Raw genomic sequence first — 20,141 nt, 5'->3', positions numbered from 1 at the left:
CTCCTCCGTACGGCCCGATTGTCAGCCGAGCCACCTTCGATAGTCCGATACGAGCAGGTGCGTCGGCTCGACATCCTCCTCGATCCTCGCGAAACGCTTGATCGGCTCAGCGAAGACATTGTCGGTCTCGTCGTCGTTGACGGTGGAGACCTCGCCGATCAGCACATCATCGCCCTCGGCCCAGAAGGCGTGCCAGACGCCGGGCAGCAGCGTCACGCTCTCGCCGGGATGGAGCTTAAGGATGCCGCTGGGTTCCAGCGTGCGCACCACGCCGTCGGTGGACACCTTAACCTCGGCCGCCTCGTCGATCGAGCCGTCGGGCGCAGACATATAAAGCTTGAGCGCCAGCGTACCGCCGCCGCGGTTGATGATGTCCTCCGCCTTGACGTTATGGCGATGCATCGGCGCGAGCTGGTCCCTGCGCGAAATCATGATCTTCTCGGCGTAGAGCATGCCCCGGCCGTGGGCCAGGTCGGCTGCGTTGCCATTGCGCACGGTGAACAGGAACAGGCCGGTCGAGGCAAAATCGCCCGTGCCGTAGTCGGTGATGTCCCAGCCGAGGCGCGCATCGACAATGCCGCCGATCCCGGCGCGCCGCGCCTTCATGTCCTCAGGCGACCAGTAGGCGAATGGCGGCAGCACATAGCCGTGGGATCGGATGAAGGCATCCGCATCGGCAAGGATGGCATTCACTTCAGACCGCTTCATCATGTCTCCTCAGCGCGAGGCGCTCGCTTGCGACGCGCGCGGCATATAGACCTCGATCAACTGTTCCATATGTTCGTTGCGGACAGCCGCGCTTTTGCCCCCCATGACAATCGCGACGATGCGCCGCCCGCCGCGCCCGACCGACGTTGCCAGGTTGAAGCCGGAGGCGCGGATATAACCGGTCTTGAGCCCGTCAACGCCGGCGACCCGCCCCAGCAGGTCGTTGTGGCCGCGAATGATCTTGCCGGCATAGGCAAACTCCCGGTTGCTGAAATAGTGATAGTAATGGGGAAAGCGCTTGCGCAACGACATGGCCAGAATCGCCATGTCGTGAGCGGTCGTGCGCTGTTCGGCGTCCGGCAGGCCGGAGGCGTTGCGGAATGTGGTGGAGCGCATCCCCAGGGAACGCGCCTTGGCCGTCATCATCGCGGCGAAGCGTTCCTCCGTGCCGCCGAGATACTCCCCAACGGCCGAAGCGACGTCATTGGCCGACCTTACGCAAAGCGCAAGGATCGCCGAGCGAACGTCGATGCTCCCGCCCTTCTTCAAACCGAGCTTGGACGGCGGCCGCCCGGCTGCGTAGGCGGAAACGGGTATGCTCGTCATCACGTTGAGCTGCCCGCTGTCCATAGCCTCAAACAGCATGTAGAGCGTCATCATCTTGGTGAGCGACGCAGGGTAGCGAGGCTCGCGGGCTTTGTCTTCGTAGAGGACCCGCCCGCTATTGGCGTCAACGACGATGGCTGCGTATTTCTCCGACGGCAGCGGCGCAACCGCCGACTGCATGACCGTCTGCGTCGTGCAGCCCGCCAGAAACACGAATGCCGCCATGATGATGGCGGCGCGGCGCGTGATGCCCGTTACGGCACGAGTTGCGGCTTGCAATAGGTCCCCCGAGTGATCGATCCGGCAATATCTGACGGATTCGGATCATGCCCGAGCCTGTCCGCCATCGCAATCCCGTCACAAAAACGGCGGCGATGGCATCCATCGCCGCCGTATGCATGACCACCTGGTGCTTGTGCAGATCAGGCCGAGGGCTGCTTGGTCTTGCGCAGATAGGGCAGGATCGTCTCGTAGGAGCCGAAACGCTTGGTGGCGTCCTCGTTGGAAACCGCCGCGGTGATGATGACGTCTTCGCCCTGCTTCCAGTTGGCCGGCGTCGCCACCTGATGCTTGGCCGTAAGCTGGATCGAATCGATCGCGCGCAGGATCTCGTCGAAGTTGCGCCCGGTGGTCATCGGGTAAGTGAGCACCAGCTTGATCTTCTTGTCGGGGCCGATCACGTAGACGGAGCGCACGGTGGCGTTGTCGGCCGGCGTGCGGCCCTCCGCGCTGTCACCGGCATCGCTCGGCAGCATGTCGTATAGCTTGGCAACCTTCAGGTCCTTGTCGCCGATAAGCGGGTAGTCGACAGCGAAACCCGTAGCCGTCCGGATGTCGTCTTTCCACTTGGCGTGGCTTTCGACAGGATCGACCGAGATACCGATGATCTTGACGCCGCGCTTGCGGAATTCGCCCTCAAGACCGGCCATCGTGCCGAGTTCCGTCGTGCAGACGGGCGTGAAGTTCTTTGGATGCGAGAACAACACGGCCCAGCCGTCGCCGATCCAGTCATGAAAGCTGATCTGCCCCTGCGTGGTGTCGGCCGTGAAATCCGGTGCGGTATCGTTGATGCGAAGGCCCATGGCGTTTCTCCTCAATGGCTGTTGTGCTGATCATAATGCAATGACGGCGCAAAACGAGAGTTGACGCGGCAAATTGCGACGATTTGTAGAACGGAACGAACGATTATGCCGTCCGTCCAGGAATGGTTTGCTCAGCATCGACCCGAGCTGAAGGGCATACCGCATCTGGACAATCAATCCAGCAAAATAGTCGACTACTCACACGTGGCCCCCGATTGTCGCCGAAGCCGGACAGGCGTAGATTTATCGCGTCGGCTGGAGTGGCAGCACAGGCCGAACGCTATTGCGTTGCGATCAAACGGCCTCGACCATCGGAGGGGCAAACGGTCGCCCCTGCTGCCATTTTGGGGAACATCATGCCATTTCTTGCTACGCTCTATTTTCGCACGGCCATCCTCTTCCTCATCATAGGTATCGGTATCGGCCTCCACATGTCGATTTCCGGCAATCACGGGGTGATGGGCGCGCACGCCCATCTCAACCTGCTCGGCTGGGTGACTTCGGCACTGTTCGGCACCTACTACGCGGTCAATCCGCTCAAGGCCGCCGGCAGGCTGCCCTTGCTACAATACGCCATCTACGTGATCGGCATCGTGATCATGATCCCGGCGCTCTACGTCCTGCTTGCAGGCAATCCGGGTGCGGAGCCTATCGTGGCCATGGGGTCGCTGATCGTGTTTGCCGGCGTTCTGCTGTTCGGCTGGATCATCTTCAGCGGTGACGGTGTCGCCAGGGCAACAGGCATGCGCCAGCCGGCAGAGTAGCCACGCCGCCGCGCAGGGCATTCAATGCTGTCTTCGGCTACGCCGCGTCGCGGACCTGATAGTCCTTGATCGCGGCGAAGCGGATTTGTTTCCACCGTTCGGCCTCGTAGTTGAGGCCGAATTCGTGTGGGGCCAGGAAGACGGGATCGCCGTCGAGATCGCGGGCGATGTCGCCGCGATGCGCTTCGACGAAACGCTCGAGCTCCGCACGGCTATCGGCCGAAATCCAGCGGCAGACGGTGAAGCGCGCCATCTCGAAGTCGACCGGCAGGCCGTATTCGACGTTCAGGCGCTCCTTGAGCACGTCGAGCTGCAGCGCGCCGACGACACCGACCATGGCGGGCGAGCCGTCGTCGGGCGAGAAGAGCTGGACGACCCCTTCCTCGGCCATCTGCTGCAAGGCTTCCTTCAGCTTCTTTGCCTTCATCGGGTCGCCGAGCCGCACCCGGCGCAGGATTTCGGGCGCGAAGTTCGGAACGCCACGGAACAGGATTTCCTCGCCCTCGGTCAGCGTGTCACCGATGCGCAGCGTGCCGTGATTGGGGATGCCCACAACGTCGCCGGCATAGGCCTCGTCGGCCGTGATGCGCGACCGGGCAAAGAAGAACTGCGGCGCAGACAGGCTCATTGCCTTGCCGGTGCGCACCAGCTTCGCCTTCATGCCCCGCTGCAGCGTGCCCGAACACACGCGCACGAAGGCGATGCGGTCGCGGTGGTTCGGGTCCATGTTGGCCTGGATCTTGAAGACGAAGGAGGTCATCTTACCCTCGGTCGCCTCGACGCGGCGTGAATCCGCCTCCTGGGCTCGCGGTGCGGGTGCCCATGCGCCCAGCGCCTCGATCAGGTCACGCACACCGTAATTGCGCAGCGCCGAGCCGAAGAAGACCGGCGTCAGGTGTCCTTCGCGGAATGCGGCAAGATCGAACGGCCGGCACGCCTCGCGCGCCAGCTCCAGCTCCTCGATGAAGGCCGGCCGCTCGTTTTCGGGCAGCAGCCCAGCGACGCGATTGGAGTCCGGACCGTTGACCTTGGTGCGCTCGACCTCGTCGTCGCCGCGCCGGACGGCATTGTCTGCAAGGTGGTAGGTACCGGAGAAAGTTTTGCCTTGACCAATCGGCCAGGTGATCGGCGCGGTGTCGAGCGCCAGCTTCTGCTCGATTTCATCGAGGATCTCGAAGGTGTCGCGCGCTTCGCGGTCCATCTTGTTGACGAAGGTGACGATCGGAATGTCGCGCAGCCGGCAGACCTCGAACAGCTTCAGCGTGCGCGGCTCGATGCCCTTGGCGGCGTCGATGACCATGACGGCCGAATCCACCGCCGACAGCGTGCGGTAGGTATCGTCGGCGAAGTCCTCGTGGCCCGGCGTGTCGAGCAGATTGTAGACGTTGTCGCCATATTCGAACGTCATGACCGAGGTGACGACGGAGATGCCGCGTTCACGCTCGATCTTCATCCAGTCGGAGCGCGTCTGGATCTTGTCCTTCTTGGCCTTCACCTCGCCGGCGAGCTGGATCGCGCCGCCGAACAGCAGCAGCTTTTCGGTCAGCGTCGTCTTGCCCGCGTCGGGGTGCGCAATGATTGCGAAGGTGCGGCGGCGCGACACCGCCTTTTCGATCGTTTCGGCCATGTGAAGAGGTTCCTTCGGTCGGCGGGCTTATAGCTGCGGCGTCGAGCCATGTCGAGAAAAGCCGACTGCACTTTTCATCGGGCTGTCATCAATCTGTGTGGCCGGCCGGGTAGGCAAACACAACAAGCTCCGGCGTACGCGCCGAGCTTCGTTGCAAGCCACCGGATGAGAAGGGAGCAAGCCATGACCGATGTAAGACAGGAAAGACCGACATTCGACGAGTGGGACGAGATCAATTTCCCGCGCCCCGAGGAAAACGAGTTCGACCGCGTTGTGGAACGGGCGATCTCGCGGCGCGGTTTTCTGGGCGGCGTGCTCGCCTTCGGATCGGGCGCGGCCGTCATGGGCGCCGGCATTCTCAATTCCGTTCCCGCTCGCGCCGCACAGGATTCGCGCTTTGCCTTCAAGCCGATCCCGATTTCCACCGACAACACCGTGCACGTGCCGGAGGGCTATCGCTGGCAGCGGCTGGTGAGCTGGGGCGACCCGCTGTTTTCCGGCGTGGCAGAGCTCGACCATGCGACTGGCGGTTCCGTTGCCGATGCCGACAAGATCTTCGGCGAGAACACGGACGGCATGGAGCTGTTTATCATCGGCGGCAAGCAGGTCATCGCGGTCAACCACGAATACACCAATAACGACATCAACCTGCCCGAGGCCACGGACGGCGTACCACGCGACGCGCAGGACGTGTTGAAGCTGCAGAACCTGCAAGGGGTTGCCGTCTTCGAGATCAGCGAAACCGACGGCAACTGGTCCGTGGTCAAGGACAGCCCGTTCAACCGTCGCATCACGCACAACACGCCGATGCGCATCGCGGGGCCGGCCGCCGGCCACGACCTGATGAAGACCGAGGCCGATCCGACCGGCACGGAAAGCCTTGGCACCTTCAACAATTGCGGTTCCGGCAGGACACCCTGGGGCACCTATCTGACCTGCGAGGAAAACTTCAACGGCTATTTCGGCGCCACGGGAGACACGCAGATCGAAGGGCTGACCGCCGAAGGCTACAAGCGCTACGGCATCGCCGCGGAAGGCTGGGGCTACGACTATCACAAATGGGATGCACGCTTCGACACGTCGAAGAACCCCCACGAACCGCACCGCGCCGGCTGGATCGTCGAGATCGATCCCACCGATGCGGCAAGCACACCGGTCAAGCGCACCGCGCTCGGCCGCATCAAGCACGAGAACGCGGCAGCGACGCTCGCGCCCGACGGTCGTGTGGTCGTCTATATGGGCGACGACGAGCGCGGCGAGTTCATCTACAAATTCGTCTCGCGCGACATCTATGTGCCCGGTGGCGATACCTCGACGCTGCTGGACGAAGGCCAGCTTTACGCTGCCCGCTTCGACGATGACATGACCGGCAAATGGATTGCCCTGACGCCGGAAGCAACCGGCATGTCGGCGGCCGAAATCGCCATCTTCACGCGCACCGCCGGCTCGCGGGTCAACGCGACAACGATGGACCGGCCGGAATGGGTCGCTGTGAACCCGCTCGCCTGCGAAGCGTATTGCGCGCTAACCAACAACAGCCGCCGCGGCGTCAGGGCCAATGCAGGCGGTGACTGGACGCCGGTCGGCGGGCCGAACCCGCGCGAGGCCAACGAATACGGCCAGATCGTGCGCTGGCGTCCCGCCAATGACGATCATGCGTCCGATACGTTCGAATGGGACCTCTACGTCATGGCCGGCAACCCGACCGTCCAGGAGGGACCCTATGCGGGCTCCGAGAACGTCAACGAAGGCAACCTCTTCAACTCGCCCGACGGTATGGCGATCGATTCCACCGGTCTGATCTGGATCCAGACCGATGGCGACGATTCCAACGAAGGCGACTTCGCGGGACAGGGGAACAACCAGATGCTGGCCGGCGACCCTGTCACGGGACGCATCGAACGCTTCCTGACCGGCCCGAACGGGTCGGAGGTGACGGGTCTCTGCTGGTCGGCGGACAGGCGCACGATGTTCGTCGGCATCCAGCATCCGGCCGCACCTTTCCCGGACGGCGAGGGCAAACTGCCGCGCTCCTCGATCATCGCGATCAAGCGTGAAGACAACGCCCCCGTCGGCTGACCGGAACACGCCATGGGCGCGTTATGAAACGCGCCCATGGAGCCTTCGCTGAATCAAATCGCCAGATCAAACCCGCCTTCGGCCACCGTGTCGCCGTTCAGCATCAGCTCCACCTTGTGGAAACCTGCATTGTGGGTGCGGGTGGTGAAGTCGCGGATTGTCTGGGAGATGGACAGCGGCTGCGTCGCACCTGGCTCGAGCGCGAAGGTCTTGAGCTTGAAGACCTTGCGCGAGGCGGCACCGCTCTTCTTCACATAATGAACGGCATAGTCGGCAACGACCTGCTGCGTCTCGCGCGCCTGCGAAACGACGGTCGCGGCAATTGTCAGGCGGTCGCCCAACGCAAGGCGCACCGGCGCAACTGAAAAGCCCTCGATCCGGGCCTCAACCTTCTCGGCCGCCCCAACCAGCGCCAGCGCAGAGCGGTCGCCCTTCTTGATCAGGGTGCGCAGGGCCTGCCTGACGATCCATCGCGTGCGTTCGTCCTCCTGCGGCCAGCCTGCCAATTTATCGACAAGCCAGGCCGGATGGTCCTTGCTGATGTCGTTGAGGTGGTTGGCGACGGATTTGCGAACGTAGAGGCTTGGATCGCTCTTCAACGCCTCCAGGATCGGCCATGTGAGCGACGGGTCCGCGACGATCGGCCGGAGCTGGAACGACCATGGCAGGCGCGGCCGCGCCCCCTCGCTGGCTAGCCTGCGGACGTGTTCGTTCCCGTCGAGCGACCATTCCCGCATCATCGACAACGTGCGGTGAAGGTCGTGTTGGAGGAAATGCCGGATCGCGAACTCGGCCGAGCCATACCGGGTGAACAGCTTCAACGCGTCCATCGAGCGATCGAAATCCTCGAGGCCCCGCACGATGACGAATTCACACAGTGTGATCGATGCAAAGCCATGCCCGATACGCGGCGCGAGTGCCGAGAGAATTTCCAATGCCCGCTCATAGTCGGACGGCAGCGTCGCCGCGAAAGCGTCCGCCGCCAGCCGCATGCGCTGCATGATGCCGAGATCGTCGAGCCCGGTGGTGGCGAGCGTCTCGAACCGATCCGCATCGAAATCCGGCCAGATGGTCTTCGTATCCTCGGCGAACCGGCGCATGCGCGCGCGGTCGAATATTTCCTTCAGCGCGGCGGCAGCCGGTTGATCGCTCACGTAAGCACCCGTGTGTTTCGTCAGATGCCGCGACCATAGACGCTACTCCCTGACGGATGCTGTCAGGAGGTGACGAAATCCACAGCACCTTGCACGATACGCAGATGTCAGCCGAACACAGACCAGCCCATGCGCTCGGCCAACTGCTCCAGCGCGAGCGTGCCGAGAAGCGAATTCCCGTTGTCGTCCAGTCCCGGCGACCACACGCCGATGGATGCAACACCAGGTGCGATAGCCAGAATGCCGCCGCCGACGCCACTTTTCGCCGGCAGGCCAACCCGGAAGGCGAACTCGCCCGATCCGTCATACTGCCCGCATGTCAGCATCAGCGAATTGACGCGGCGTGCCAGCAATCGCTGCTGGTCGGTCGGTTTGTCGCCGCCGTCCATCAAGTAGCGGCCGGCGAGCGCGAGCTGTCGCGCAGAAAGGGCGATCGCGCACTGGCTTACATAAGGCTTCATCACCGCCTCGACCTCGTGGTTGAGGTTGCCGAACGACTTGCACAGATTGGCCATGGCGCGGTTGTTGAATCCGGATGAGGATTCCTTGTCGAACACCTTGCGGTCGATGCCGACATCCTCGCCGATCTGGTCGGCAAGGAATTCGCGCACCGTCTTGTTCGTATCGCTCTTTGCCGAAATGTCGAGCAGCATGTCAGACACGACGATCGCGCCGGGATTGATGAACGGGTTGCGCGGAATGCCCTTCTGGCGCTCCAGATCGACAATGGAATTGAACGGATCACCGGACGGTTCCCGGCCGACCCGTTTCCAGACCTCGTCGCCGAAAGCCTGCAACGCAAGCGTGAGCCCGAAAACCTTGGAGATGCTCTGGATTGCGAAAGGCTCGTCGGCTTCTCCGCCTGTCACCGTAGCGCCACCGTCGGTGACGACCGCTATGCCGAAGCGGTCGGTATCGATCTCGGCAAGGCCCTCGATGTGGTCTGCGGCCTTGCCGAAGCGTTCGATCACGCCCATGCGGCCGACGACTTCCTCGACCGCGCTTTCGAGTTCCTTGATTTCGACTTTCACGCCGCGCTTCGCCATTGCCTTCTCCGGTTGGTCCGGAGCGCAACGCGCAGCGCGGCGTTTCGATCCGTCAGGCGGGGAGCCCCTCCGCCCGGAGCGCCGCCTGTACGGCAGGGCGCGCCTCCACCCTGGCAGCGAAATCCAGAAGCCGACCATCGACTTCGTAACCGAAATCGCGCGCCCAGCGCACCATCACGTAGAACAGCGCGTCCGCGCCGCTAAAGACGTTGCCGAACAGGCAGGCGCCCTCGATCCGCCCGGCCAGATAGGTGAGACGGGCTGAGATCGCCTCCCGCGCAGCCTGCTTTTCAGTCTCGGCGGGCGAGAACATCGAGCGCATGAACGGCCGATGGACCTCGGTGGCGAGAAAGGCGAGCATCTCGATATTGCGCGCCCGTCCGAGCGGACCGGGAGGGGTGAGCGCTGGAGCCTGGTCCGACACCCAGCCGATAATGGCGACGTTCTCCGTCAGCACGGAGCCGTCATCGAACTCGAGGGCCGGCACATAGCCCTTGGGATTGATCATGGTGAAATCGTCACCGTGCTCGGTCGTGCGTGTGCGCAGGTCGACCTTTACCGGCTCGACGGTGATACGAGCCTCGGCCAGCGCGATGTGATCGGCAAGGCTGCAGGCACCGGGGGTGAGATAGAGCTTCATCACGCCGCCTTGCCGCCTTCGAGATAGGTTTCGAGGCCGTCCAGCGATTCGTTCCAGCCCTCCGCATGGCCATCGCGCGATGCATCGCTGAGGAAGAACGCCTGATGGAACGTCAGCCGGGTCTTGCCGTCTTCGACCGGATCGAGGGTGATCGTCACCACCGTCTCGTGTTCGCTGTTGCCGGCCTCATCCTGCCAGGCGTGCGTGAAGACGATCTTCTCCGGAGGCGTGAGTTCGCGGTAGACGCCGCCGACCCAGTGGTCGGTGCCGTCCGGCGCACGAAGGCAGGAGCGGTAGCTGCCGCCAGGCCTGACATCGGCTTGTGAATGCGGAACGGTGAAGCCTTTCGGGAAGAACCAGTTCTTCATGTGCTCTTCCTGCGTCCAGCAGGCGTAGACCAGCTCGCGGGGCGCATCGAGGACCCGCTTGATCGTCAGTTCGGGCCGGGCTTGGCCTTGTGTCGAGGCATTCATCAGCGGTCTCCCTTCTGGATTTCCTTTAGGTAGTCGTCGAGCTGGTCGAGGTTTTCTTCCCAATAGCGCCGGTAGTCTTCCAGCCATCCGGCGAGGTCGCGCAGCGGATCGGGCCGCAGGCGACGGGGCCGGAACTGTGCTTCGCGTCCCTGCTCGACCAACCCCGCCCGCTCCAGAACCCGCAGATGCTTGGACACGGCCGGCATGCTCATCTGGAATGGTTCCGCCAGTTGCGAAACCGTTGCCTCGCCACGCGACAGCCTGGCGAGGATGGCCCTGCGCGTCGGATCGGCGAGGGCTGAAAGCGTGAGGCTCAGTGGATCGTTTGACATCTATTGAACCATCTGGTTACTTAACTTTGTGGTTCAATACATTTCGCAACCTATAGAGTCAACCCCCTGTCAGTCACCGCAGGAAAGAGCTTCCCAAGGCACCCCTCCGGGCCGCCTCGTGCTTCAAGGTCATTCAGCAGAGCCCGTGACGACCCACCCAGGAGGCAATGGCCTTGCCGATCGCTGCCGGCTGATCCTCCGGGCACACATGACCGGCCGGTCCGCAACGCTCGATCTCCAGCGACGCGATGTTCTGTCGGGCCCAATCGGTCATCCCGGTTCCGATCATCAGCGTTCCTTCCTCGCCTTCGAAGGTCAGCAGCAGTTTTGGCGTGTCGGAGGAATCCGCCAGCCAGGCATCGTAGGCGACGATTCGCTCTATCGTGTCGGCGGGTTCGCCCTCGATCGGCATCTCGCGCGGCCATGCGAGCAGCGGGCGCCTGCTCTCGCGCGTCGCGTAAGGCTTTCGGTAGACGTCATGATCCTCCGGCGATAGCCCGCTGCGGACGGTCAATTTCAGTGCCTGCTCAATGAAGAAGTTCTCGTCGAGCACCTTGACCTCGCCCGTGCCCTCACCGCGCAGCGTCTCGTATCTGGCACGATGGGCGCCCGGAAAATCAGCCCAGATCATAGGTCGCAGGATCGTTTCCATCAGAACGATGCCGGCGACGCGGGACGGGTTGCGGGCGGCCCAATCCATGGCGAGCGCGCCACCCCAGTCGTGCCCGACCAGAACCACCCTGTCCAAATCCATCGTGTCGAACCAGGCATCGAGGTAGGCAGCATGGTCGGCGAAACGGTATGCGATTTCGGGCTTACCGGACTGCCCCATCCCTATCAGATCGGGGGCAATAGTGCGCACCGGCGCATCGATATTGGCGATGACGTTACGCCAGACATGGGAGGAGGTCGGATTGCCATGCAGGAACACCAGCGGCACACCGGCTCCCGCATCCCTGTAGAAAATCGTTGAGCCAAGGACAGGCAGGACAGGCATGGGTTTATTCCTTCTGTTCGATTTGGTAAGGTGCCTGTCTATATCCGTTTAGACAGGCACCTGTCAATATGCCCGATAGCTCATCCTCTGCGCCGCGATCCATCGGCGTGCTTTTGCGTCTCGCCCATCAACAATTTTCGTCCGCCGTCGACGGCGCACTGGCGGAGCAGGGTTTCGGAGACATCCGCCCGCACCACGCTAATGTCTTCACCTTCGTGCCCCCTGAAGGCATCCAGGTATCGGACCTCACGCTGAAGGCAGGTGTGCGCAAGCAGACGATGGCACAGGCTGTAGAAGAGCTGGAGGCGCTTGGTTATGTCGAGCGACGGCCGCACCCCACCGACAGGCGGGCGCGCCTCGTAATGCTGACCGAGCGCGGGAAGCAGATTCGTCCGCTGGCGATGGCCATCGGACAAAGCGTGGAGGACGACTGGGGCAAGCGCCTGGGGCAACCACGACTGGAAGCCCTGCGCGCCACCCTTGAGCAAATCCTCGACGTCTCCGAGGATCGCTAAGGCGAACCGTCAGCCGGCTAGAGCGAGCGAGGCCACAGCCGGCGCGAAGGGGCGAACGCTCATACCTGCGCGCGTCATCGTCACGAAGCTGCCTTCAGGCACCGGCGCCCATTGCGGTCCGTCGCGATCGAACGGCTCGGAAACGAGACAGCGCCCCGACCCACCGCGCAGTTCTCCCGCATAGAGGGTCGGCGCGGTGCCGATCGTCGCATAGCGTATCGCGTAGAGCGTTTCGCCATCGGCGAAGGCTGCCGTCAGCTTCAGGGCAGGTTCCATCGCCACCTGTCCGGCAGCGGCCACGACATGTGCGACGGCGCGTGTCGCAGCGCCTTGCGGATCGGTTTCAAGGCCTTCGGCCAGCATCAGCAGGAAAAAGAGTTCCGAATCGGTGGTGCCATGCAGTTCCGCGTAGAGCGCGTCGGGCAGGCTTTCTTCCAGCCGGCGGCGGATACGCTCGAAACCGCCGATCTGGCCGTTATGCATGAACGACCAGCGGCCTGAAACGAAGGGATGGCAATTGTCGCGGCTGGTGGCGCCGCCGGTCGAGGCGCGCACATGCGCGAGGAACAGCCCGGACCGTATTTGCCGGCACAAGCTTCTCAAATTGCAGTCGGACCAGGCTGGGAGGACGTCGCGATAGCGGCCGGGCTCCCGCCGCTCACCATACCAGGCTAGGCCGAAGCCATCGCCATTGGTGGCCGTCTTGGCTTCCAATGCCTGATGGCTTTGGGCGATCAGCGAATGGCAGGGTGCCGCTACAACGTCTTCCAGGAAGACGGGATCACCGAGATAGGCCGCCCACCGGCACATTGCTCTTGCTTCCCCTGTTGTGTGTACGCTCGTAGAGTTCGCGCACGATCCTCGACGCCGTAGTCTCGAACAGAAACGGCAAGAAAGCGTGAAAGAGGGCCGCGCCGGCCGCCATGAACAGCCGCGAGGCAAACCACGCGGCAAAGGCCATATGGCCGAAATAGGTCTCGCCGACCGTTTCGGGATGTGCAGTGAAGATGCGGGCGATGCGGTTGGCCATGGACTGTTCCCCTGTAGTTCGAGCCGGCTCATGATACCGCTCACGGCCAAGGGGAAATCCCAATCTGTCCTTGTCTTGCCTGCACTCATGGGACATTGTCCCGAGATGAAGCATGAAATCGATACGATCGACCGGCGCCTGCTCGCCGAACTGCAACGCGATGCGACGCTGACCGTCGACCAGCTCTCGGAGCGGCTGAACCTGTCTCGAAACGCCTGCTGGCGGCGCGTCAAGATATTGGAGGAGAAAGGCGTCATCACCGGGCGCGTGGCGCTGGTCGATGCGGACAAGCTTGGGCTGGGGCTCTCCGTCTTCGTGATCCTGCGCACCTCTCACCACGATCCGGACTGGCTGAAGCGGTTTCGCGACGCGGTCACTTCTTTCCCGGAGATCACTGGCGTCTATCGCATGTCGGGCGATCTCGATTACGTGCTGCGCGCCCGCGTGGCCGACGTAAAGGCCTATGACCGGCTCTATCAGCGACTGATCGCCAAGGTGCCTTTGGATGATGTCTCCGCGTCATTCGTCATGGAGGAGATCAAGGACACAACGATCGTGCCTGTCGAGGTGCGGTAGCGCCGAAAAGCGCTGGAAAGGGTAACTGCGTCGATTGACCAGAGCGGCATGCCCCGCCATAGCATGCGCGTCATGAAGCTCGCTCCCGACACCCGCTCCGCACCAGTCCTCGGCATCGTCCGCATGCCGCATTCGCAGGGGCTGGCGCTGCCAGCCTATGAAAGCGACGGCGCGGCCGGCTTGGACTTGCGCGCCGCGGTGCCGGAAGACCGTCCGATGATATTGCTGCCGGGCCGGCGGGCGCTGGTGCCGACAGGGCTGATCTTCGAGATTCCTGCCGGCTACGAAGGACAGGTGCGGCCTCGCTCCGGCCTCGCGTTCAAGCATGGCATCACCTGCCTCAACACGCCGGGAACCATCGACAGCGACTATCGCGGCGAGTTGCAGGTGCTGCTAGTCAATCTCGGTGACGAGGATTTCGCGATCGAGCGCGGCATGCGCATCGCGCAGCTCGTTCTTGCGCCCGTCAGCCACGCGACGATCGAAGAGCGCGATCTGGCCGGCGAGACGGCAAGGGGTGCTGGCGGTTTCGGCTCGACGGGTACGAAATGAGCGCAGCTACGCAAACGCCGCCGGGCCTCGTCATCTTCGATTGCGACGGCGTCCTGGTGAACACGGAGGAGCGGGCCAATCGGGTGCTCGCCGAATGGTTCTGCGCAGCGGGACATGACGTCACCTACGAATACTGTCGGCGCGTCTATTCGGGCCGTAGCATGAAGAGCGTGCAGGAAGAGATCGAAGCCGGCGACTATCGGCTAGGCTTCGACCTCACCGAACGCTGGTATGGCTCGCTCGAGGAGATATTCGGCGCTGGCGTCGACGCCATCCCCCATATCGAGCACGTCGTCGATACGCTTCGCGCACGCAACGTACCCTGGTGCGTGGCGTCTTCGGCCAGAATCGAAAAGATGCACCTGACGCTCGGCTCCACGGGTCTGCTTTCCCATTTCGGGCACGCGCTTTACAGCTCGACCATGGTGGAGCGCGGCAAGCCGTTCCCCGATCTTTTCCTCCATGCTGCGCGCGAAATGGGATACGAGCCATCGGACTGCGTGGTGATCGAAGACAGCGTACCGGGAACCCTTGCAGGTGTCGCGGCGGGGATGCGCGTCTTTTCCTATCACGCGGACCCGATGTCGGATCGCGAGGCGCTTGCTGCAGCCGGTGGCCTGCCGTTCGATGACATGCGCGAACTGCCGCGCCTGCTCGGTCTCGCCTGACCGTTTCGGCAACGCGCAAGTGGCCAAAAAATCTTGAACGATTGATAGCGTCGCGCGTTCTTCAAGCGGAGCGGGGGGATAACTGGAGGCGAGAATGCCAACTATCCCTGAATCACGCATCATGATCCTTGCAACCAACGGTTTCGAGCAGTCGGAACTTGAGGTGCCGCTGGAAAAACTGCGGAACGCCGGCTCAACGGTCGATGTCGTTTCTATCGAGAACGGCGAGATTACCGGCTGGGAAAAGAAAGACTGGGGTTCGGCCGTCAAGGTCGACCGGACCCTGAGCGACGCTCGGGTTGAAGACTATGACGCGCTGGTGCTGCCGGGCGGACAGATCAACCCTGACGTGCTGCGCACCGACAAGGCGGCAGTAGGGTTCATTCGCGATTTTCATGCGACCGGAAAGCCTGTCGCGGCGATCTGCCATGCACCGTGGCTGCTGATTGAAGCCGGTCTGGTGAACGGGCTGAGAGCCACATCCTACCACTCGATCCGGACCGACATGGAAAATGCCGGCGCGCGATGGGAAGATTCCCAGACAGTGCGCGACGGCAATGTGATAACCGCCCGCAAGCCTGACGATCTGGAAGCGTTTACGGCGGCTATCGTGGAGGCCGTAGAAAACGATCCCGGACAGCGCACGGCGGCAGAATGACGAGGTTCGGCCGCTGAGTAGCGGATCAGTCTCGCGGCCGGGCAAGGCGGCGCTGGCGCCCTTACGGGCTGCCGCGCCGCTTTCTTTTCGTTTCCCAAGCGCAAACGATCATGTCAGGAGGGTGCGGCTGGCCCAATTGCGAGCCTTTGCGGATCAGCTTCCGGCGACCTAACGTGTCCGCTCGCGACAAAGCCAGCGGAGGACTTCATGAACAAAGCGGAAGAATTCAGACGGCTGCACGACGGCCCGAGCGCCTTCGTCATCCCAAACCCATGGGATATAGGCACAGCCAAGCTGCTGGCCGATATGGGCTTCAAGGCACTCGCCACCACGAGCGCGGGCTACGCGTTCTCGCGCGGCCTGCCCGATGGCGGCGTCGACTTCGAAACGATGCTCGCACATTGTCGCGAACTGGTAGATGCCGTCGACGTTCCAGTCTCGGCCGATCTCGAAAAGGGCAAGGGCGACAGTCCTGAAGATGCTGCGGAGACGATCCGGCGCGCCGCATCTATAGGGCTCGCCGGATGCTCGATCGAGGATTCGACTGGCGATCCGGACAAGCCGATCTTCGAATTTTCGCATGCTGTGGAACGCGTCGCGGCCGCCGTCGAAGCGGCCCGCGCGCTCAGGCACGATTTCGTCTTCACCGCGCGGGCGGAGAATTTTCTTTGGGGCCGCCCCGATCTCGATGACACGATCCGCCGGCTGCAGGCATTCGAAAAGGCCGGAGCCGACGTTCTCTACGCACCCGGTCTTTCGGAGATCGCCGACGTGAAAACCGTCTGCACAAGCGTCAGCAAGCCGGTCAACGTGCTTGCGGTGCCGGGTTTTTCCGTCGCCAGCCTGTCGGAAGCAGGTGCCCGGCGCATCTCGGTCGGTTCCAAGCTTACAACAGTAGCCTTTGGTGCCGTGGAAGCCGCAGCGAAAGAAATGCTCGAAGACGGCACCTTCGAATATGCACGTCACGCAATGTCGTTCGCCAAGCTTCAGGCGATGTTCTCGAAAGGTCGCTGATGCAGGGCGGCTTGCGCGTTGTCGACATGCATACCGGCGGCGAGCCGTTGCGGATCGTCACTGCCGGCTACCCGCCTCTGCCGAAAGGCACGATCCTCGAAAAGCGCGCCTTCGTGCGCGATAATCTCGATCATCTGCGCCGCCTGCTGATGTTCGAGCCGCGCGGCCATTTCGACATGTACGGAGCATTGCTGGTCGAACCAGACCTGCCGGACGCCGACCTCGCGGTGCTGTTCATGCACAATGAGGGCTATTCGACGATGTGCGGCCATGCCATCCTGGCGCTGGGCCGCTATGCGATCGACGAGGGGCTGGTCGCGAAGACCGAGCCCGTGACCGTGGTCAATATCGAATGCCCATGCGGGCTGGTGAAGGCCGAGGTAGAAGTCGAGGGCGGCCGCGCCGGCGCTGTCTCGTTCGAAAGCGTACCGTCCTTCCTCTTCGCATCGGACTGTCAGGTCGAAGTACCCGGTTATGGCACCATCCGGCTCGACATCGCCTATGGCGGCGCGTTCTACGCCTTGGCCGACTGCCGGCAGTTCGGCCTGGAATTCGGCCGCGATTCCGTTCGTGAATTCGCCGATGCCGCTGCGGCTCTGACCGAAAGCGCGAAAGCCGCCGTGCCCCTTTCCCATCCGGACCACGCCGACCTTGCCTTCCTCTACGGCGCGATCCTGACGGATGGCGGCGATGGATCGGGCGGGCACCCGACGAAAAATGTCTGCGTCTTCGCCGACAGGCAGGTCGACCGGTCGCCGACGGGTTCCGGCGTCACGGCGCGACTTGCCGCGATGCACGCCAAGGGAGAAGCGGCGGTGGGCGAGACGCGCGCCTTCGAAAGCATCGTCGGCTCGCGCTTCGAGGGTAGCGTCGCCCGGTCGACCAAGGCAGGGAACATGGATGCCGTGACCGTGCGCGTGTCCGGCCGTGCCTTCTACAGCGGACGCGCCGAGTTCATCGTCGAGGAAGACGATCCGCTAGGCGCCGGCTTCATCGTGCGCTGATCGCGGGCTGGCGGGAGCCGCACACATCTGCGACCAGGCGAAGGCTGCGACGAAGACCAGCGTCATCAAGACCACGATGGTCGGCGCGGGCGCGCTGTCGATGAAGAACGACAGGTAGACGCCAAGGAAGGCGCAGCCGACCGCCACCGAAACGGCCACCATCAGCATCGCCTCGAAGCGGCGGGTCACGAGAAACGCAATCGCGCCCGGCGCGATCAGCATGGCGATCGCAAGGATGATGCCGACTGCCTTGAGCGCGCCGACAATGGTCAACGACAGGACGGCCAGAAGCCCATAGTGGTAGAACCGCACCGGGAGGCCGATAGCGCGGGCGTGCTGGGCGTCGAACGCGTGCAGAAGCAGGTCGCGGCGCAGGAGGCCGACGAAGCCGAGCGCGATCAGCGCGATGACACCCGTTTCGGCAACATCGCCCCAGGTCACGCCCAGGATGTTGCCGAACAGCACATGCAACAGGTGCAGTTCGCTCTCGATCATCGAGAACATGACGATGCCGAGCCCGAACATGCCGGAGAACACGACACCCATGACGGTGTCCTCCTTGACGCGGCTGTTTTCCCTCAGGAAACCGACTGCGAGCGCGCAGAACATGCCAGCGCCGAAGGCGCCGATTGCAAGCGGCAAACCGGCAACATAGGCCAGCACGACGCCCGGCAGCACCGCGTGGCTGATGGCATCGCCCATCAGCGACCAGCCCTTGAGGATCAGGAAGGATGATAGCAGCCCCATCGGCGCGGCCACCAGGATCGCAATCACGAAGGCCTGCTGCATGAACGGAAACTGGAAAGGCAGAAGCAGCGTGTCGATCATCGCACAGCCTCGATCGCGGCCCGTGCCTGCCTGCGGGCCGCAAGCAGCCCATGCTTCGGCGCGAAGAAAAATGCAGCGAGGAAAATCAGCGTCTGCAGCACCACGATGATGCCGCCCGTCGCGCCGTCGATGAAGTAGCTCGCATAGGCGCCGACGAAGCTCGTCAGCGAACCGATCGCGACACTTATGACGATCAGGCGTGGAAAGCGGTCGGTCAAAAGATACGCCGTCGCACCAGGCGTAACGACCATTGCGATGACGAGGAAGGCACCGACCGTCTGCAGCGCAGCGACCGTACAGGCCGAGAGCAGCGTGAAGAACAAGACGCGCAGCAGCCCGGGCCGCAGGCCGATCGACCTTGCATGGTTCTCGTCGAAGAAGGTGACCATCAGGTCCTTCCATTTGACGATGAGGACCGCCAGCGAGACGCCAGCGATGATGACGAGCTGCAGCGTGTCCGACGGCGTGACGGCGAGGATGTTGCCGAGCACGATGGTCTGGATGTTCACGGAAGCCGGCGACAGCGACACCATGAAGAGGCCGATGCCGAAGAAGGAGGTGAAGATCAGCCCGATCACCGCATCCTCGCGCAGCCGCGTCTGGGTGGTCAGGAACAGCATGGCACCGGCGGCAAGCCCACCGGAAAAGAATGCGCCCACGGCGAAGGGCAGCCCCAGCATGTAGGCGCCCGCCACGCCGGGAACGATGGCATGCGAGAGCGCGTCGCCGATCAGCGACCAGCCCTTCAGCATCAGATAGGCCGACAGAAAGGCGCATACGGCGCCGACCAGCGCCGACACCCACATGGCGTTGACCATGTAGCCGTATGAAAACGGCTGGAAGAGCAGTTCGCTCATTGGGGGCCATCCCCGCGTGCGGCGGCGTCGTGCTCTGCGTCGGCCGGGCCGCTGCTCGACTGCGCCTTGTCGCCGTAAAGCACGAAGGGCCGCTCGTCGTCGGTCAACACCGTCAATTCGCGCCCGTCCTCGTCGTCGTGCAGCACCGGACCGCCGAGGACGAAATGGCGCAGGACGCCGCCGAAAGCTGCCTCCAGATTGGGCCGGGTGAAGACTTCGTTCGTCGGGCCGGCGGCCAGAACGGTGCGGTTGAGCAGCACCGCGCGGTCGCAGAATTCGGGAACCGAGCCGAGATTGTGTGTCGAGACCAGCATCACGCGGCCCTCGTCGCGCAGAGAGCGCAACAGGGCGATGATCGCCTCCTCGGTGGTGACATCGACACCGGTGAACGGCTCGTCGAGCAGGATCACCTGCCCCTCCTGCGCCAGCGCGCGCGCCAGGAAGACGCGTTTCTTCTGGCCACCGGAAAGCTCTCCGATCTGGCGCTTGCGGAAGCCGGACATGCCAACGCGCTCCAGCGCCTCGTCGACCATGCGCCGGTCGTTCGCCGACGCCATGCGCAGGAAGTTCATGTGGCCGTAGCGGCCCATCATCACCACGTCCTCGACAAGGATCGGGAAGTTCCAGTCGACCTCCTCGGCCTGCGGAACATAGGCGACAACGTTGCGGCGCAGGGCACGGCCGGCCGGCTCGCCCATGATCGAGACGGAACCAGCGGCCAGCGGCACAAAACCCATGATCGCCTTGAACAGCGTCGACTTGCCGCTGCCGTTGACGCCTACAAGCGCCGTGATGGTGCCACGCGGGATCGAGAAGCCGGCATCGACCAGCGCCGCCTGGCCGTTGCGGTAGGTGACCGTCACATTCCTGACGTCGAGGCCGGCGTTCGACGCACTGGCCTGCATGGACAGCGACTTTTCCGCCGAGACAT

Annotated in this window: 24 protein-coding genes; 9 read left to right on the top strand and 15 right to left on the bottom strand. The window is 63.3% G+C overall.

Annotation, left to right across the window (positions count from 1 at the left end; translation table 11 throughout):
- Positions 1 to 21: 21 nt before the first annotated feature.
- The 3 genes from V1479_RS02465 to V1479_RS02455 all read right to left on the bottom strand — a co-directional run bounded on the left by V1479_RS02465 (position 22) and on the right by V1479_RS02455 (position 2,396).
- The gene (locus tag V1479_RS02465) at positions 22 to 708 is read right to left on the bottom strand and encodes a D-lyxose/D-mannose family sugar isomerase (RefSeq protein WP_368801507.1); all 687 of its coding nucleotides are present in this window, start codon (positions 706 to 708) and stop codon (positions 22 to 24) included.
- A gap of 9 nt (positions 709 to 717) precedes the next feature.
- Positions 718 to 1,593 (bottom strand): D-alanyl-D-alanine carboxypeptidase family protein, encoded by an 876-nt coding sequence (locus V1479_RS02460; protein ID WP_368801506.1) that lies wholly within the window; start codon positions 1,591 to 1,593, stop codon positions 718 to 720.
- 143 nt (positions 1,594 to 1,736) lie between these two features.
- On the bottom strand, positions 1,737 to 2,396 hold the full coding sequence (locus V1479_RS02455) for a peroxiredoxin (protein ID WP_173188410.1): 660 nt from the start codon (positions 2,394 to 2,396) through the stop codon (positions 1,737 to 1,739).
- A gap of 356 nt (positions 2,397 to 2,752) precedes the next feature.
- On the opposite strand from V1479_RS02455, the gene V1479_RS02450 reads away from it, so the two are divergent.
- The gene (locus V1479_RS02450) at positions 2,753 to 3,160 is read left to right on the top strand and encodes a hypothetical protein (protein ID WP_173188411.1); all 408 of its coding nucleotides are present in this window, start codon (positions 2,753 to 2,755) and stop codon (positions 3,158 to 3,160) included.
- A 37-nt stretch (positions 3,161 to 3,197) separates the two neighbouring features.
- On the opposite strand, the gene V1479_RS02445 is transcribed toward V1479_RS02450, so the two are convergent.
- The gene (locus V1479_RS02445) at positions 3,198 to 4,787 is read right to left on the bottom strand and encodes a peptide chain release factor 3 (RefSeq protein WP_368801505.1); all 1,590 of its coding nucleotides are present in this window, start codon (positions 4,785 to 4,787) and stop codon (positions 3,198 to 3,200) included.
- Between the two features lie 183 nt (positions 4,788 to 4,970).
- Here V1479_RS02445 and V1479_RS02440 point away from each other — a divergent pair, with 183 nt between their 5' ends.
- Complete coding sequence (locus V1479_RS02440; RefSeq protein WP_368801504.1) at positions 4,971 to 6,866, top strand: PhoX family protein; 1,896 nt, start codon at positions 4,971 to 4,973, stop codon at positions 6,864 to 6,866.
- 53 nt (positions 6,867 to 6,919) lie between these two features.
- On the opposite strand, the gene V1479_RS02435 is transcribed toward V1479_RS02440, so the two are convergent.
- The 6 genes from V1479_RS02435 to V1479_RS02410 all read right to left on the bottom strand — a co-directional run bounded on the left by V1479_RS02435 (position 6,920) and on the right by V1479_RS02410 (position 11,550).
- Positions 6,920 to 7,966, bottom strand: a complete 1,047-nt coding sequence (locus V1479_RS02435; protein ID WP_438620494.1) for a DNA alkylation repair protein — start codon at positions 7,964 to 7,966, stop codon at positions 6,920 to 6,922.
- Positions 7,967 to 8,127: 161 nt separating this feature from the next.
- Positions 8,128 to 9,066, bottom strand: coding sequence for a glutaminase (locus tag V1479_RS02430; RefSeq protein WP_368801502.1), 939 nt, complete (start codon positions 9,064 to 9,066; stop codon positions 8,128 to 8,130).
- A gap of 52 nt (positions 9,067 to 9,118) precedes the next feature.
- Positions 9,119 to 9,706, bottom strand: a complete 588-nt coding sequence (locus V1479_RS02425) for a glutathione S-transferase N-terminal domain-containing protein (RefSeq protein WP_368801501.1) — start codon at positions 9,704 to 9,706, stop codon at positions 9,119 to 9,121.
- A complete protein-coding gene (locus tag V1479_RS02420; protein WP_368801500.1) occupies positions 9,706 to 10,179 on the bottom strand; it encodes an SRPBCC family protein in 474 nt (157 codons plus the stop codon). Before V1479_RS02420 ends, V1479_RS02425 begins: the two co-directional genes overlap by 1 nt.
- Positions 10,179 to 10,511, bottom strand: coding sequence for an ArsR/SmtB family transcription factor (locus tag V1479_RS02415; protein ID WP_368801499.1), 333 nt, complete (start codon positions 10,509 to 10,511; stop codon positions 10,179 to 10,181). The genes V1479_RS02420 and V1479_RS02415 overlap by 1 nt, the downstream gene beginning before the upstream one ends.
- Before the next feature lie 133 nt (positions 10,512 to 10,644).
- Positions 10,645 to 11,550, bottom strand: coding sequence for a haloalkane dehalogenase (locus V1479_RS02410; RefSeq protein WP_368801976.1), 906 nt, complete (start codon positions 11,548 to 11,550; stop codon positions 10,645 to 10,647).
- 26 nt (positions 11,551 to 11,576) lie between these two features.
- Between V1479_RS02410 and V1479_RS02405 the strand changes: the two genes are divergently transcribed.
- Positions 11,577 to 12,023 carry a MarR family winged helix-turn-helix transcriptional regulator gene (locus V1479_RS02405; protein ID WP_368801498.1) on the top strand — a complete coding sequence of 149 codons (447 nt, stop codon included), beginning with the start codon at positions 11,577 to 11,579 and terminating at the stop codon, positions 12,021 to 12,023.
- A 9-nt stretch (positions 12,024 to 12,032) separates the two neighbouring features.
- On the opposite strand, the gene V1479_RS02400 is transcribed toward V1479_RS02405, so the two are convergent.
- Together V1479_RS02400 and V1479_RS02395 are read right to left on the bottom strand one after the other, a co-directional pair.
- Complete coding sequence (locus V1479_RS02400; protein ID WP_368801497.1) at positions 12,033 to 12,833, bottom strand: class II glutamine amidotransferase; 801 nt, start codon at positions 12,831 to 12,833, stop codon at positions 12,033 to 12,035.
- Positions 12,805 to 13,053, bottom strand: coding sequence for a DUF6356 family protein (locus tag V1479_RS02395; RefSeq protein WP_368801496.1), 249 nt, complete (start codon positions 13,051 to 13,053; stop codon positions 12,805 to 12,807). The genes V1479_RS02400 and V1479_RS02395 overlap by 29 nt, the downstream gene beginning before the upstream one ends.
- Positions 13,054 to 13,158: 105 nt before the next feature.
- Between V1479_RS02395 and V1479_RS02390 the strand changes: the two genes are divergently transcribed.
- From V1479_RS02390 to V1479_RS02365, 6 genes are all read left to right on the top strand, one after another.
- Positions 13,159 to 13,629: an Lrp/AsnC family transcriptional regulator gene (locus V1479_RS02390; RefSeq protein ID WP_368801495.1), complete on the top strand. Its 471-nt coding sequence runs from the start codon at positions 13,159 to 13,161 to the stop codon at positions 13,627 to 13,629.
- Positions 13,630 to 13,701: 72 nt separating this feature from the next.
- On the top strand, positions 13,702 to 14,181 hold the full coding sequence (dut, locus tag V1479_RS02385) for a dUTP diphosphatase (protein WP_368801975.1): 480 nt from the start codon (positions 13,702 to 13,704) through the stop codon (positions 14,179 to 14,181).
- A complete protein-coding gene (locus V1479_RS02380; protein WP_368801494.1) occupies positions 14,178 to 14,849 on the top strand; it encodes an HAD family hydrolase in 672 nt (223 codons plus the stop codon). Before dut ends, V1479_RS02380 begins: the two co-directional genes overlap by 4 nt.
- A 94-nt stretch (positions 14,850 to 14,943) precedes the next feature.
- Positions 14,944 to 15,507 carry a type 1 glutamine amidotransferase domain-containing protein gene (locus V1479_RS02375; protein ID WP_368801493.1) on the top strand — a complete coding sequence of 188 codons (564 nt, stop codon included), beginning with the start codon at positions 14,944 to 14,946 and terminating at the stop codon, positions 15,505 to 15,507.
- Between the two features lie 207 nt (positions 15,508 to 15,714).
- Positions 15,715 to 16,521 (top strand): isocitrate lyase/PEP mutase family protein, encoded by an 807-nt coding sequence (locus tag V1479_RS02370; RefSeq protein ID WP_368801492.1) that lies wholly within the window; start codon positions 15,715 to 15,717, stop codon positions 16,519 to 16,521.
- Positions 16,521 to 17,525 (top strand): proline racemase family protein, encoded by a 1,005-nt coding sequence (locus V1479_RS02365; protein WP_368801491.1) that lies wholly within the window; start codon positions 16,521 to 16,523, stop codon positions 17,523 to 17,525. Before V1479_RS02370 ends, V1479_RS02365 begins: the two co-directional genes overlap by 1 nt.
- Here V1479_RS02365 and V1479_RS02360 read toward each other — a convergent pair.
- The 3 genes from V1479_RS02360 to V1479_RS02350 are packed head-to-tail and all read right to left on the bottom strand — an operon-like array spanning position 17,499 to position 20,115.
- Positions 17,499 to 18,353 carry a metal ABC transporter permease gene (locus V1479_RS02360; RefSeq protein WP_368801490.1) on the bottom strand — a complete coding sequence of 285 codons (855 nt, stop codon included), beginning with the start codon at positions 18,351 to 18,353 and terminating at the stop codon, positions 17,499 to 17,501. The two genes, V1479_RS02365 and V1479_RS02360, sit on opposite strands and share 27 nt — an antisense overlap.
- Complete coding sequence (locus V1479_RS02355) at positions 18,350 to 19,210, bottom strand: metal ABC transporter permease (RefSeq protein ID WP_368801489.1); 861 nt, start codon at positions 19,208 to 19,210, stop codon at positions 18,350 to 18,352. The genes V1479_RS02360 and V1479_RS02355 overlap by 4 nt, the downstream gene beginning before the upstream one ends.
- The gene (locus tag V1479_RS02350) at positions 19,207 to 20,115 is read right to left on the bottom strand and encodes a manganese/iron ABC transporter ATP-binding protein (protein ID WP_438620493.1); all 909 of its coding nucleotides are present in this window, start codon (positions 20,113 to 20,115) and stop codon (positions 19,207 to 19,209) included. The genes V1479_RS02355 and V1479_RS02350 overlap by 4 nt, the downstream gene beginning before the upstream one ends.
- Positions 20,116 to 20,141: the final 26 nt, after the last annotated feature.

It is taken from the genome of Neoaquamicrobium sediminum, assembly GCF_040970315.1.
Lineage (GTDB): Bacteria > Pseudomonadota > Alphaproteobacteria > Rhizobiales > Rhizobiaceae > Aerobium > Aerobium sediminum.
This window is presented reverse-complemented; position numbering and strand designations above follow the sequence as displayed.